The 13,698-nt window shown below is 38.9% G+C and carries 15 protein-coding genes; 12 read left to right on the top strand and 3 right to left on the bottom strand.

Annotation, left to right across the window (positions count from 1 at the left end; translation table 11 throughout):
- Positions 1-32: 32 nt before the first annotated feature.
- The 6 genes from H5114_RS00925 to H5114_RS00900 all read left to right on the top strand — a co-directional run bounded on the left by H5114_RS00925 (position 33) and on the right by H5114_RS00900 (position 6,340).
- Complete coding sequence (locus H5114_RS00925) at positions 33-653, top strand: pseudaminic acid biosynthesis-associated methylase (RefSeq protein ID WP_182721962.1); 621 nt, start codon at positions 33-35, stop codon at positions 651-653.
- 66 nt (positions 654-719) lie between these two features.
- Positions 720-3,212, top strand: coding sequence for a 6-hydroxymethylpterin diphosphokinase MptE-like protein (locus H5114_RS00920; RefSeq protein WP_182721961.1), 2,493 nt, complete (start codon positions 720-722; stop codon positions 3,210-3,212).
- Positions 3,213-3,501: 289 nt separating this feature from the next.
- Positions 3,502-4,803: a motility associated factor glycosyltransferase family protein gene (locus H5114_RS00915; protein ID WP_182721960.1), complete on the top strand. Its 1,302-nt coding sequence runs from the start codon at positions 3,502-3,504 to the stop codon at positions 4,801-4,803.
- Positions 4,804-4,862: 59 nt separating this feature from the next.
- Positions 4,863-5,060 (top strand): hypothetical protein, encoded by a 198-nt coding sequence (locus H5114_RS00910; protein WP_182721959.1) that lies wholly within the window; start codon positions 4,863-4,865, stop codon positions 5,058-5,060.
- 78 nt (positions 5,061-5,138) lie between these two features.
- Complete coding sequence (locus tag H5114_RS00905; RefSeq protein ID WP_182721958.1) at positions 5,139-5,618, top strand: DUF2947 domain-containing protein; 480 nt, start codon at positions 5,139-5,141, stop codon at positions 5,616-5,618.
- Positions 5,619-5,779: 161 nt separating this feature from the next.
- Positions 5,780-6,340 carry a chalcone isomerase family protein gene (locus H5114_RS00900; protein WP_182721957.1) on the top strand — a complete coding sequence of 187 codons (561 nt, stop codon included), beginning with the start codon at positions 5,780-5,782 and terminating at the stop codon, positions 6,338-6,340.
- Positions 6,341-6,472: 132 nt separating this feature from the next.
- On the opposite strand, the gene H5114_RS00895 is transcribed toward H5114_RS00900, so the two are convergent.
- The 3 genes from H5114_RS00895 to flgA all read right to left on the bottom strand — a co-directional run bounded on the left by H5114_RS00895 (position 6,473) and on the right by flgA (position 8,171).
- Positions 6,473-6,958: a flagella synthesis protein FlgN gene (locus tag H5114_RS00895; RefSeq protein WP_124016901.1), complete on the bottom strand. Its 486-nt coding sequence runs from the start codon at positions 6,956-6,958 to the stop codon at positions 6,473-6,475.
- Positions 6,959-7,057: 99 nt separating this feature from the next.
- Positions 7,058-7,390, bottom strand: coding sequence for a flagellar biosynthesis anti-sigma factor FlgM (gene flgM, locus H5114_RS00890; protein ID WP_182697998.1), 333 nt, complete (start codon positions 7,388-7,390; stop codon positions 7,058-7,060).
- A 73-nt stretch (positions 7,391-7,463) separates the two neighbouring features.
- Positions 7,464-8,171, bottom strand: a complete 708-nt coding sequence (flgA, locus tag H5114_RS00885) for a flagellar basal body P-ring formation chaperone FlgA (RefSeq protein ID WP_124016903.1) — start codon at positions 8,169-8,171, stop codon at positions 7,464-7,466.
- 384 nt (positions 8,172-8,555) lie between these two features.
- On the opposite strand from flgA, the gene H5114_RS00880 reads away from it, so the two are divergent.
- From H5114_RS00880 to flgE, 6 genes are all read left to right on the top strand, one after another.
- Positions 8,556-9,476 (top strand): chemotaxis protein CheV, encoded by a 921-nt coding sequence (locus H5114_RS00880; RefSeq protein ID WP_124016904.1) that lies wholly within the window; start codon positions 8,556-8,558, stop codon positions 9,474-9,476.
- Positions 9,477-9,541: 65 nt separating this feature from the next.
- Positions 9,542-10,375, top strand: coding sequence for a protein-glutamate O-methyltransferase CheR (locus tag H5114_RS00875; RefSeq protein ID WP_124016905.1), 834 nt, complete (start codon positions 9,542-9,544; stop codon positions 10,373-10,375).
- 135 nt (positions 10,376-10,510) lie between these two features.
- Complete coding sequence (flgB, locus tag H5114_RS00870) at positions 10,511-10,909, top strand: flagellar basal body rod protein FlgB (protein ID WP_124016906.1); 399 nt, start codon at positions 10,511-10,513, stop codon at positions 10,907-10,909.
- 2 nt (positions 10,910-10,911) lie between these two features.
- Positions 10,912-11,328, top strand: a complete 417-nt coding sequence (gene flgC / locus H5114_RS00865) for a flagellar basal body rod protein FlgC (RefSeq protein WP_124016907.1) — start codon at positions 10,912-10,914, stop codon at positions 11,326-11,328.
- Between the two features lie 23 nt (positions 11,329-11,351).
- Positions 11,352-12,137, top strand: a complete 786-nt coding sequence (gene flgD / locus H5114_RS00860; protein WP_182721956.1) for a flagellar hook assembly protein FlgD — start codon at positions 11,352-11,354, stop codon at positions 12,135-12,137.
- A gap of 60 nt (positions 12,138-12,197) precedes the next feature.
- Positions 12,198-13,577, top strand: a complete 1,380-nt coding sequence (flgE, locus tag H5114_RS00855) for a flagellar hook protein FlgE (protein ID WP_182721955.1) — start codon at positions 12,198-12,200, stop codon at positions 13,575-13,577.
- The last annotated feature ends 121 nt before the right edge of the window (positions 13,578-13,698 follow it).

Below are 13,698 nucleotides of genomic sequence, written 5' to 3'. Positions count from 1 at the left end.
CGCACTTGCACTTTGCAAGTTAGGAGAATTATGTGACTTACAAGACTGAACAAGAAGTATTTTGGGCTGGTGAGTTTGGGGATGAATACTTAAAACGAAATCAAGGAAAGCATACTATTGCAGCTAACATAGCATTATTTTCTAAAATACTTGCTAATGTACATGCTCCTCAATCTATTATTGAATTTGGTTCTAATATCGGATTGAATCTTGAGGCATTATCAATACTGTTACCTGACGTTAAATTATCCGCGATTGAAATAAATAAAAAAGCGGCTGAAAGTTTACAGCGTTTCGATAACCTTACCGTTCACCATTCGTCTATCTTAGATTACACGCCACAGATAACGCATGATATTGCATTGATTAAAGGTGTATTAATTCATATAAATCCTCAAGAATTACAAAATGTATATGAACGCTTGTATCAGTCTAGCCACCGTTATATCTGCATTGCAGAGTATTACAATCCATCACCAGTTGAAATTGGCTATCGAGGTCATGATGGTAAGTTATTTAAGCGCGATTTTGCCGGTGAACTGTTAGATAAATATCCCGATTTAAAATTAGTTGATTATGGTTTTGTTTATCACAGAGATATCAATTTTCCACAAGATGATGCAAACTGGTTTTTATTGGAAAAGATTTTTTGAAAAACGCTTTTAAGTAGTAAGATTGATTTTTATTATGTTATGAAATTATAGAGGGAAGAGTAGGAGATGGTAAATGTCAATACTACAAGTTTTGTTGATAATGAGTTATTCATTCCGAATACTTTTTCCATAAGTCGATTTGGAGAGTATTACCTTTCTGGAGTGAATCGACATATTTTTGAAACGATTGACTCATCATCACTCTATGATAAACATTTTAAATATTCATTTTCTGCTAAAGATACATTAAATATTGTAGTTGGCCTAGATTCTGGATTATTGGCTAACTATGTGTTAAATCAGGCAGTGTCTGATGGCACGCGTTTTTTATTTGTTGAGTTGAATGAGATTATTGAATTTTTGACGATCGATATACCTGACTCTCATAAGAATAAAGTTACAGTATGCAGTCAGTCAGATTTCTTTGATTTAATAGATGATGATGAGTATGAAATATATATATTGAAAAGCAAAACTATATTGCATTCATCAATGGCTGTAAATTCTGGGCATATTGAACAATATGTCGATTTATTTAACGATATTGAAAAGGCATTGGAAGATAGAGCGAGTAATAATGCAATTGATTTTTCTCAAAAAATATTTACTAAGGCTCAATTTGAAAATATAGGTGAAATGCTCAACTCTTCGAGTATGTTGAGATCTATATTTGTTGGTCGTTCGGCTATTGTCATTGGGGGCGGGCCATCAATGACTGAGCATTTAGCATGGGTTAAATCAAATAGGAAGTCTTTAATTGTAATCGCAGTCTCTAGAATTGCTAATGAATTAATAAGGAATGATATCATTCCTGACTTTGTTGTTTCTGTCGACCCTCAAGATAATAGTTTCATCGTTAACCGTGAGCTAATGCAGCATTATGAGAAAACTATACTCGTTTACTCTTATCATATTTGTCCGAGGATCATTAATCAATGGCGCGGTAAAAGTCTCTATTTAGGAGACCGTTTACCTTGGAATGATGAAAATAATATACCTACAATTGGTCCTACTGTAAGTAATAGTTCACTTAGACTTGCTATAGAAATGGGTTGTCAGCAGGTATTTCTATCTGGAGTAGATTTGTGCTATTCAAGCACAGGATTAACACATGCTAAAGGTACTATCGAAGAAAAGCTAGGGCCAAACTTAGGCCATATATGTGAGTGGGTTGATACTTATGCAGGCACTAAGGCTGAGACTCCGATGCCGCTCTTATTTGCTATTCAGTCCTTTGGAACTGAGGCCTCATATTATGAGGGGGTTGACTTGGTTAACCTATCTAAAAATGCGGCAAAAATAGATGGTGTAAGGTATTCATCAGTAGATGAGATTGAGATCACTGGCGGTACTTTACCCATTAAAACAATTCTAGACTCACTACCTATATGCAGTGATGAAAAAAGCAAGATTATCTATTTGACATCTTTAATTAGAGATGTTGAGGATAAAAAACACGCTTTTAATCATATTTTGGATAAAATTAGTTTAGTTTTATCGCTAGTAAAAAATATGACGTCAGCTAAAAATAATGCAAAGACGATTTTGTCATGTTCGAAAAAAATGGAAATAATTGAAAATAAAATAAATATAAAATTTCCTGAACTTGTGACTTTGATAAAGAAATTTGGTTATTATGAGTTTTCTCGTAGCCTTGTTGAAAAAGACAGTTCTGAATGGTCTCAGGATACGATTAATGGTATGCATGAAGGTTATTATTCTGCATTTTTTAATATAACAAAGAACATTTGTGAACTATTGGATAGTACCATAGAACGTCTTAACTCTAGGTTGTCAGAGTTGAAGTTTGATGCAGATGTTGAAAGGCTTTCTTTACAGTGGATCAAAGATAATCAACCTGGACGAGTATTGGTTTGGCAGGATTTTCATGTTGAAAAGAACTTAACGAACTATGATGAACATAAAGAAATTATTTCATCCCTGGTATCAATGTATAAGCAGCAATTAAATGCTGCTGTTCCATCATATATTGAAAAGATTAACAATATTCACGGTGTTAGTTCTGGTTTTAGGAAGGTGTCATATTTAGTTAAAACTAAAAGTACTCATGGTCTTGACTACATGATTTCATGTATTTCTCCTTTATTGGGTTCTTCTAAGGATATTGATAGGCTTTATTATTTTGCTAGTGCAAAGAGACTGGAACTGGATAAAAATTATGCGAAAGCATTAGAAGTCATGTTAGAAATGCCTGCTAGCTTATTGTCTGAAAATGAGATGAAACTCATTATTAAATTATCTCTATCTACGCAAAATTTAGATGTAGCTGAGAAGTTTTTGAAAAAAATATTAACAATTACATCTGAATATATGCCTCAGTTTGCACATTTGTTAAGACTCAGAGGTAATATCAATGCTTCAGTTAATGTGTATTTAGATTATCTCGAACACTACCCTGATGATATTGTAACCTGGCTTAAGCTTGGTCAATTCATGGTTGATGTTAATCAAGTTGAGTTTGCAAAAATGGCCTTTAAAAATGTCATTGAAAAAGACAGTTGCAATAGAATTGCAAATGATTTTTTTAACAGTCTGTAATGAGTGTTTTGGTGAGAGAAAAGTGTTAAACCCAGATAAGGTATCTGCAGACAACGTAATAAATGCAGCTAAATATTTGAGCAAAGAGGGGGCGGCCACCTTGAAAAAAACGCAGGATACTAAATGGCTAGATATATGTGGTGAGTTATATTTAAACAATAAATCATATAGTAACTGGGCTTAATTATAGCTGTCCAGACAGTGTCTATCTTCTGTTGATGCTTAATCTTAATTTTACCAGAACATTTTTTTAGTGGTAGCGTGAGCTTTTTCCAAGTTGGAGAGTAAGATGAGTGAGTTGTTTCAGCTAAATATTGAAGTGATTAAACAGCGTTGGCCAGAGATTGCGACACGCATTCAAGCTCAAGATATCACTCAACTGGATGCCGTTTTAGTCGAAGGCGTACAGCAGACAATCAGTGTTAATGGTATTCAATTGAGTAGCCGTTATGATCGCATTGCTGAAGCTCAGTTATTTATTGATACCTTGCCTACTAAATTGGCCCTCAATGTCACTGTTTATGGTGTTGGCATGGGGGACGTTCCTAGTTTGCTGGTCGAACAAGGAAACATCGATAGCATCAAAGTTGGACTGTTTAATCTAGCGCTTTTTAGCCTATTAATTCACTACACAGATCAGACTCAATGGCTTAGCTGTGAGCAACTGGAATTGGTCGATTTACAAACAATGCAGTTTTTAGATTCAGTGTACATTGCCATCACGCCTGAGCTAAGGCTGGTTAGCGATCATAATGCCCGTTTACGGGATCTCATCGTATTTGAGCAAAACCGAGAATACGCTAATAAGCAGCATCACCTAGATGATCCAAAATTAATGGCCCGTCTAGAGACCAGTTTACCTTTTTTGCAGCAAGATCCCGATGCCGCTGATCTTAGCAAAGATCATAACTGTGATAAGGCCTTGGTGATAGGCTCTGGCCCCAGCCTTGAGCAGCATTATGATTATTTAATCGTCCAGCAAGGGCGTCCAAAAGGGCAAAGACCACTCATTATCGCGGTTGATACCTCAGTTAACGCTCTGATGAGTAGAGACATAGTTCCCGACATTGTTGTTAGCATAGAATATAATATTGCCCTCAAGCATTTCCCTGAACCTCTTCCTAAGCGTGCCGCGTTAGTGTATTTTCCTCGTTTGTCGGCTGAAGTATTGCAGGCTTGGCCCGGACCTCGTTTTAGTGCTTATTCTCAAAGTCATTTTTACGATGCACTAAATACTTCCCATCCAAAACTAAGACTCTTCACTAATGGCAGCGTACTTCATCCTGCTGTAGCATTGGCCGTTTACTTACAGGCCACAGATATCACCTTATTAGGCTGTGATTTTAGCTATCCCTTTAATAAGACTCATGCATTTTGGGCTGATGGTTCGCTAGGGCCTTCGGCTGCCCATAACAAGAAACACTGGGTGTTAAATGGGCTTGGACAAAGGGTTGCTACAGACATTAATTTTATCGGTTACCTCAGAAGCTTAGAACACTTCATTGAGTCTCAGCCCCAAGTAAATTTTTATCAGTCGAGTTTAGCTGGTGCAAAAATTCAAGGAGCAAGTTACCGAGAGTGTACAATATGAGTATGGCAAATAAACAACTCTTAATGGATAGGTTGTTAATAGCGGCTAAGGAATTTCGATTGGGGAAAGAGGGTCAAGCCAATGAGTCTTTAAGGGAGTGCATCGATTTGTTGACGCCAATGATGCAACAGTTACCTCCAGATATAAATCCCTATCTCTGTGCCATTCTTGAAGCTCAAGAACGCCATGACTGGTTAGGGGTAGCAGATGGTATAGAGTACGAAGTTTTAAAGTTAATCTCTAAATTAGATGTCTAGTATCTAAATTATTTACTTAATACTACCCGATTTTAACGCTATAATTGCACCTCATTTTTAGTTGCTAGGAGCAGTTGTTTGTCACATTCATATATTCCGTTTGATCTTTATAAGCGTAAGTGGATTTTTAACCATAAAGATTTGCCTGTATCAGATGATGATAAGGCTTTGATTAAACCACTGAACGATAAAAGTGCCATGGAAGTGTGGGATAAGTGGATAAGCAATAAGAGCAGTCGTGCGGAATTATTTGAGAAAGGCGATTGGCCAATAAAGCAAGACGCTTGGACGGCAACAGAACATTGGCAATCGGCGTGGGACTCACTGGACAACGCGATGCCTGAAGCTGTTAGTACACATATTCAATGGCCTGATGATGTGGTGGTGTATTTTTGTTATGAAAAGTACCAAATCATTGAAACGCGTTGGGATGTCTTTGTGCGTAATTGGAAGTGCTTCTTGTTTTTCGATGATGGTCCAATTTTAATTTCACCTAAGCACAAGCAAGCGTTGATGTTTAATCAGAATGGCCAATTTAAGTTAGGTGTTCGTGGTTAACCCCTTATTCAACCTCGAAGTGCAATACTCGGCAAATAAGCTATTAACGGTTAATCGCTGAGTTTTAGTATGTGATTTGGTTGCGGTATATATTGCCAGGCATAAAACCACTTTTTATTCTTTCTGTGGTTATTTTTGTGGCGTTTTTTTAGAGAGTTTATATGAAGTTATTAGCTTTAATGGGTATGAGTTTAGTGTTGATGCTGCCGTCATTCGCGCACGCTAAAGTGATTGGCGATATTGATGTGGTAGAGCAAATGACGGTTGCTGAGCAACCATTAATACTGAATGGCGCAGGAGTGCGCAGCAAATTTTTTATTGACTTATATGTGGGCAGTTTGTATTTACCGACAAAAGTGCAAACCTTAGATGATGTATTGGCGCAGCCGATTGCGGTTATACAGTTAACCATTACCTCTGGAATGATTACCTCAGATAAAATGCGTGATGCAATTACTGACGGTTTTGATGCTGCTACCGACGGTGACACTCATTCTATCGCCAAAGATATTGAGCATTTTACCCAGTTGTTTGCTGACGAGATTGTTGAAGGTGATCGATTCACTTTTGTGACTCAAAAAGGCAAGGGCGTGAGCAGCATTAAAAATGGTATGGCTCAGGGTGATATTGCCGGTGAAGCATTTCGTCAGGCATTACTTAAGATTTGGTTAGGTGAACATCCTGCGCAACAAAGTTTACTTGAGGCCATGCTCGCTCAGTAAATCTCCTGCTAAGAAACGATAACAAGTGATAACAAGCGAACGCTGCGCTCACGGAAAGAAGAGTCTAACAGTTGGCACTTGGCTCGTTATCGCATGTCATCGCTCGTATCGCTTGCCACCAAGATTTTAACGCTAGGCTGAAAAGTCATTCCCTAGTGTTGAAATGGTCGACGTTTTGCCTTTGTCATTGTAGGTCAAGCTTGAAGCGTTGCGGCTAGCTTGTAATGCTTGTGCGAATCTATTGAGGCTGGCGATATTGAGCTCAATTAAACTGGCATTTTGGCTATTGATGTCTTTGCACTCAGCGAGTATCGATTTTGCTTGAGCAACTTTTTGTGCCAGTTCAACATCTGTGGTGATCAGCGTGTGGTGTGGATGATTAGCCAGTTTTTCGTCAGTGGTTTTCATATTGAATAAACACTGGGTTTTATCTTTGGAAAGTGCCAATAATTGATCGGCGTCTTGCTTTTCTAACGCAGCTTTCTCTGCTGAAATCAGCTGTTTTAGTTGAACTAACGTCTGATTTTGCGTATCAAGCAAAGTATGCAGTTCTGTGAGTAATTGCTTGTTTTGCGGATCGTTGGATTGTCCTGAGGATTGTACGTTTACTTGTGTCATAAGTTACTCTTGTTTTTTTAACTAACACTTCTCTGTGATGCAAATGCGCACCTATTATTCTAGTGTTGTTAAAGCAAATTAAAGAGTAACGTTTAACGGTTACTCTTTGTCAAATGATAGACTGCCTAGCTCTGCTTCAAAACTAGCAATATTAGCCGCAAGTTTTTCTGGGTCGACTTTATATCGTCCTTCAGAGATAGCGAGTTTAATTTCAGCGACCTTTTTTTGGTCTACTTCAGGCAATGATGCCATTTTAGTTTGCGCGCCCTGAAGCTGTTGAGCTTGAGAGGTAATGCTAACCGAATCAGTTTTAACTGGAGTCGCTGTTTTTTGCGCCACAGCTGCAGTATCAGATTTGGTATTAGACTGCGTTTCACGTGCAGTGCGCAGTTGTGTATTAGTAGCAGTGTTATGCTTAATGTCAATTGCCATGGGAGGCTCCAGCGTAATTATCAGGTTTTCCAAACAGGCTATCGGCAGTGCAGGAAAAAACTTTAACTCTATTTTACATTCTTACTTCAACTTCGCCAATGCCAATTACAACAGCATCAAATTGTTTGCTCGTATTACTATTTTTTACTCTGATAACGTCATTGAGATTACCGTCCCGTAAAGCTTCACCAAGGGTTTTAATTTCAATATTAGCGGTTTTAGCATAAATAGAAATCGTGTCTCCTTTGCAAACAAAACACAAGTTATTACTTAAGACTGGAGAGTCTTTCGCAACCCGACGTTTTACTCTTGAACCAATTAATGAGTTGATATCTGAAAAAAATTGGCCTTTTAGACTATATTGATCAATATACATAATGTGTAAATGTTGTTGGTCAATAATTTGGTCTGGTGACAGTATCTGGTTTGCCGCGACAACGGGGTATTGAATTTCAACTCGAACTGAGAGATACATTTGCCATGGGTAGTCATAGTCTGGACTATCACAGCTCAGTTTTACCATATTATTGCGACTAATCGCTCGTTCACTGGCAAGCTCAGCCGTTATTGGTGGATAGCACCGCGGAGGATTGACACGACCTTCAAGGTTTTGTGGGGTGATTTCGACCTTAGCTTTTGAGTCTGCTTCGATTTTTTTTTCTATCGTCTCTTTAGCTAAGTCATAAATGGTCGATAATGAGGGTGTTATTATCTCTTCGCTAGCAAATGCTGGCAAAAAAAATGTTATTGAACATAATAAACATAAAAAAAATACTTTCATAATGAAGATACTAGCTTGTTTTGCCAGAATACACCTATACTTTTAAAAACGGAAAATATGCGGGCTATCTCTGCATACACAATAAGCTAAAAAATATGTACCGATGACATAATAATTTCATTATGTCCCCGTCAAAAAAGTGTCAGCTCACCGTGTGTGAGTTAATTAATACAAATTAAAGCAAGTTGTATGCCCACTTTTTTAATTTAATGAATAGATAAGTATTCGCTGGGTTGTTGATGGTTTACACTCAAGGTTGATATGTCTTTAGCGATAAATGAGCTAGATGTAATGAGCTAACGTATTGTGTTGAACCTAGGTTTACTATAATTTCAATGAACAATTTTTATCCTTTTGGGTGACAGTTAACTACAAGGTCGTGTTATGTCGAGCATTTTAGATTCAGTCAATAAACGTACTCAGCTTGTCGGGCAAAACAGACTCGAGTTACTATTATTTAGGCTTAACGGCCGCCAACGGTTTGGGATTAACGTGTTCAAAGTGAAAGAGGTTTTACAATGCCCACCACTGACAACCTTACCGAAATTAAATCGTTATGTTAAAGGTGTTGCTCATATTCGTGGCGCAACGATTTCTGTTATCGATTTAAGTGCTGCAACGGGTGGTCGTCCACTGACATCAACTGAAAATTGCTTTATTATCATTTCCGAATACAACCGAAGCATTCAAGGCTTTTTAGTGAGTTCTGTTGAACGTATTATCAACATGAATTGGGAGGCAATTATGCCGCCTCCACAAGGTTCTGGTCGTTCTTCATATTTAACCGCAGTGACAGAGATAGAAGGCGAGTTGGTTGAGATTTTGGATGTTGAAAAAATTCTTGATGAAATTTCACCGGTTAAGACTTCGATCAGTCAAGAACTCAACGAAACTTTAACGATTGATAGAGAACAGCATTATCATATTATGGTTATTGATGATTCTGCAGTTGCACGTAAACAGATTATTCGTTCGTTAGAGTCTTTAAATCTGCAAATCGATACTGCCAAAGATGGTAGAGAAGCGTTAGAGATGTTGAAAAATATTGCCAAAGAAATGGATGATGTATCAGTGGAAATTCCGTTGATTATTTCTGATATTGAAATGCCTGAAATGGATGGCTACACTCTAACAGCAGAAATTCGTGATAATCCAAAGTTAAAGAATATAAAAGTCGTACTGCACACATCGTTAAGTGGTGTGTTTAACCAAGCGATGGTACAAAAAGTTGGGGCTAACGATTTTATTGCTAAGTTTAACCCCGATGAATTAGCCGCAGCGGTTAACAAACATTTGAGTTTATAATTGTTTAGAATTGAATAATATTGAACGTTCGGTCGGCTCATCGGCAAACATATTAGGAAGATAATGTGACAGATAAATCACTTGCTGAAGCAGAGTACAATCAATTTAGGCTGTTTTTAGAGCAGCATAGCGGTATTGTGTTAGGTGAGAACAAACAGTATTTAGTTCGTAGCCGTTTAGCGCCACTGATGGGAAAGCATAATTTGCCTTCTCTATCTGAGGTGGTTAAAAAGTCGATGAAACCGATAGAGCGTCAATTACGCGCCGAAGTGATAGATGCGATGACTACTAACGAAACCTTATGGTTTCGAGACCGTTATCCATTTGAGTTGCTGAGTAATTCTTTGTTGCCTGAATACAGCAAGTTGGGCCGACCATTAAAAATATGGTCTGCTGCTTGCTCATCTGGGCAAGAACCTTACTCTTTAGCTATGACAGTGTTGGAATATCAACAGCGTAAACCCGGTGCTTTGCCTGGGGGCGTGACAATTCAGGCAACAGATTTATCACCTTCTATGTTAGAGCGTTGTAAGAATGCTGAATATGATGGTTTAGCTCTGGCTCGTGGTTTGTCTGAAGAGCGTAAACGTCAGTTTTTTGATGCTTTACCGTCTGGCAATATGAAAGTGAAAGATAACGTAAAACGTTTAGTGAACTTCAGAGCACACAATCTACTTGAAAGTTATAGCTTATTAGGCAAGTTCGATATCATTTTTTGCCGTAATGTATTGATTTATTTTGCGCCAGAGGCAAAGGCTACCATTTTGCGGCAATTTGCTGCCGCACTTAATCCTAAAGGTATCTTATTCTTAGGTGCGTCAGAATCTCTTGCGGGGTTAACCGAAGAGTTTAATATGGTTCGCTGTAATCCCGGTATCTATTACCAGAAAAAAACCTAGCTAAAACAGTTGATTAGGTTCACCCCATGCCGACGATCGTCGGCATGTTAGTTTTTTTATTTTATTCTCCCATTATAAAAATTGTTGGCATAACCTTTGCTTTATATCTATCAGTTAGCTGATGGAGGCAATTTTATGGCGATTAATTTCGATAATGCATTAGGTGTTCACCAATATTCTTTGGGCGTACGAGCTCAAAGAGCTGAAGTGATTTCAAGTAACATCGCCAATGCCAATACTCCTCATTATAAAGCTCGAGATGTTAATTTTGCTTCTGCTATGCAAGCAGCAAGCTCACATCAGAAGGGTTTGAGCATGAGTCAAACCACAGAAAAACATTTCGATTTAACAGCGTTAAGTCAACAACATGTCCAATATCGTGTTCCAAATCAAGCCGATACAGGTGACGGTAATACTGTTGATACGCAGAAAGAACAATCAGCATTTATGCAAAATGCGCTCGAATATCAAATGTCATTAGGCTTCCTTGAAGGTAAGTTTAATGGCATGCGTAAAGCTTTGCGAGGTGATTAATCATGAGTTTATTTAATATTTTCAATGTGTCTGGATCAGGTATGTCTGCGCAGTCAGTGCGTTTGAATACCACTGCCAGTAATATTGCCAATGCGGATTCTGTATCAAGCAGTGTTGATAAAACTTATCGAGCACGTCATCCCATTTTTGAGGCTGAAATGCTTAAAGCTAATAGCCAGCAAAATAGTTCGCCGGGTGTTAACGTCAAAGGCATTGTTGAAAGTGATAAACCATTAATAAAAGAATACTCGCCAGATCATCCGATGGCTGATGGTGATGGTTTTATTTATAAACCGAATGTCAATGTGATGGAAGAAATGGCCGATATGATTTCTGCATCACGCTCTTATCAAATGAACGTTCAGGTGGCTGATGCAACTAAGTCTATGTTGCAACAGACGTTAAGGATGGGTAAATAGTATGATTATTCAAGGAGGTAACAATGAGCCTCGTTAATTCTTACAGTCAGTCTTTACCGCAACAATCCAGTAGCACATCAAATACAAGTGCTACCACGAAAAGTTCTGTACAGACAAATACAACCAGCACTACTACGGGGAACCCTTTCCTTGACGGAATTCGTTTACCCGAAGAAAGTGCGATCCCTGAATCAAAAGATCAGATGTTAAAGCAAGAAGATTTTTTTGCTTTACTCAGTCAACAGTTGTCTATGCAAGATCCTTTTAAACCGGTTGATAATGATCAAATGATTGCCCAAATGGCATCGTTTTCGACGGTTGATGGTATTTCAAATCTGAATGATGAGATCCTTAACCTCAATACGGTAATGAGTTCTAGCCAAGCGTTACAAGCATCAGGCTTAGTAGGTCGAAAAGTACTTATCCCTTCTGATACCGGGGCGATTTCTACTGAAAGCCCTGAGATTAAAGGTGTGATCAGTACGCCATCTGCAATTGAAACGATTACGGTGAAAATTGAAGATGAGTCGGGTCAGCTGATCAAGAGCTTTAATGTTGATGGCAGTGAAGGCGGCAATGTTGATGTGACATGGGATGGCTTAGGTAAGGATGGCCAACCCGTTAAAGCGGGTAATTACTCGATAAAAGCCAGTGGTAAAGTTGATGGAACGTCGGAAGATTTAGCGGTATCAACTTATGCACATGTGACAAGTGTGTCACTGGGCACTGCAGCGACTGGGGCCATTTTGAATTTGCGTGGAGTAGGCGGAATTAAGTTATCTGACGTACTCGCAGTATCTGAAACATAGTAAGGCCTGTATTGAATTATTGGCTTTATTGATAAATGAATTAATTGTGAGAGGTGAACTATGTCATTTAACATTGCACTGAGTGGTATTGCTGCCGCGCAAAAAGACTTAAATACAACCGCGAATAATATCGCAAACGTGAATACTATTGGTTTCAAAGAATCACGAGCCGAGTTTGCTGATGTGTACGCAAATTCTATTTTTTCGAACAGTAAAACTGCTGTCGGTGGTGGAGCAACCACCACTCAAGTGGCACAGCAATTTCATCAAGGTAGTTTGCAATTTACCAGTAATTCACTGGATATGGCGATCAGTGGCGGTGGTTTCTTTGTTACGTCGTCTGAGTTAGGGTCGCAAGATCAGTCATATACACGTGCAGGGGCATTTAAAGTTGACTCGGCCAACTATATGGTCGATTCAGCGGGTAACTTTTTACAAGGTTTCCCTGTTGATGAAGATGGTAACTCGACTTCTGTGAGTTTAACCACAACCCAACCGATTAAGATCCCAGACACTGCTGGTAGCCCTGTGCAAACCGGAAATGTTGGTTTGCAAATGAACCTTAATGTGGGGGAAACCGCATTAGACCCAGCTAATTTTAATCCAAACGATTCTGATACGTTTAATAATTCTACCTCGGTGACGATTTACGATTCATTAGGTGAATCGCACATTATGACCACTTATTTTATTAAACCGACCAATGGTTCATTTACAGGTGAAAGTAATTGGGTTGCCTTTTATGCAGTTGATGGCGATCCCGTTGATGTTGCGGCTGGCGCTGGTACTTATTCAACAGATACCAATGGTGATGGCACTGCTGATGCGACGGGTACAGCATCTGCTGCTAATCCCGATGGATTAGGTGGAGTCTGGTCAGGAGCTGTGCTTAAATTTAATTCTGTTGGTGCTTATACGGGCAGTGATCCGGCTAACATTACCACTGAAGCATTAGGTTCTGGCGGTGCAGGTGCTTTGGGCCCTGGAGCCGATGGCACGCAAACACTTACAATAAAATTTAATAATCCAACTCAGTATGCTTCTCCATTTGAAGTCACTGAATTGACTCAAGATGGTATTACCGTAGGGCGATTAACCAATGTTGGTATTGGGTCTGACGGTCTGATTACCGCCAGTTACAGTAATGGTTCAACTGTGCCGTTAGCGCGGGTGGCATTAGTACGTTTTGCTAATGAGCAAGGTCTTACTCAGGTGGGTAATACGTCTTGGAAAGCCAGTTTAGATTCAGGTGCAGCATTAGCTGGTGAGGCAAATAGTGGTACATTTGGTAGTATTCGCTCTTCTGCACTTGAACAGTCAAACGTTGATTTAACCACTGAGCTGGTCGATTTAATCTCAGCTCAGCGTAACTTCCAAGCTAACTCACGTACGCTTGAAGTTAACAATACCTTGAACCAAACGATATTACAGATCCGCTAAATGATCCTTAGGCTATATAGGTGTTGCCGTTTACGGCAACACCTTGCCTTCTCCACCTCGTTACTTGTCCCCGTTATTACACACCTCGCGTCGATAGAAGCTTTTTTGACACTCATGCGCT

Origin of the sequence: Shewanella sp. SR43-8, assembly GCF_014163775.1 — a bacterium.
In the GTDB taxonomy this organism is placed as follows: domain Bacteria; phylum Pseudomonadota; class Gammaproteobacteria; order Enterobacterales; family Shewanellaceae; genus Shewanella; species Shewanella vesiculosa.
This window is presented reverse-complemented; position numbering and strand designations above follow the sequence as displayed.

Coding starts and splice junctions, on each gene's coding strand:
- H5114_RS00920 (WP_182721961.1), top strand. CDS start 720: ATGGTAAATGTCAATACTACAAGTTTTGTTGATAATGAGTTATTCATT.
- H5114_RS00915 (WP_182721960.1), top strand. CDS start 3,502: ATGAGTGAGTTGTTTCAGCTAAATATTGAAGTGATTAAACAGCGTTGG.
- H5114_RS00900 (WP_182721957.1), top strand. CDS start 5,780: ATGAAGTTATTAGCTTTAATGGGTATGAGTTTAGTGTTGATGCTGCCG.
- H5114_RS00895 (WP_124016901.1), bottom strand. CDS start 6,958: ATGACACAAGTAAACGTACAATCCTCAGGACAATCCAACGATCCGCAA.
- flgM (WP_182697998.1), bottom strand. CDS start 7,390: ATGGCAATTGACATTAAGCATAACACTGCTACTAATACACAACTGCGC.
- flgA (WP_124016903.1), bottom strand. CDS start 8,171: ATGAAAGTATTTTTTTTATGTTTATTATGTTCAATAACATTTTTTTTG.
- H5114_RS00880 (WP_124016904.1), top strand. CDS start 8,556: ATGTCGAGCATTTTAGATTCAGTCAATAAACGTACTCAGCTTGTCGGG.
- flgB (WP_124016906.1), top strand. CDS start 10,511: ATGGCGATTAATTTCGATAATGCATTAGGTGTTCACCAATATTCTTTG.
- flgC (WP_124016907.1), top strand. CDS start 10,912: ATGAGTTTATTTAATATTTTCAATGTGTCTGGATCAGGTATGTCTGCG.
- flgD (WP_182721956.1), top strand. CDS start 11,352: ATGAGCCTCGTTAATTCTTACAGTCAGTCTTTACCGCAACAATCCAGT.
- flgE (WP_182721955.1), top strand. CDS start 12,198: ATGTCATTTAACATTGCACTGAGTGGTATTGCTGCCGCGCAAAAAGAC.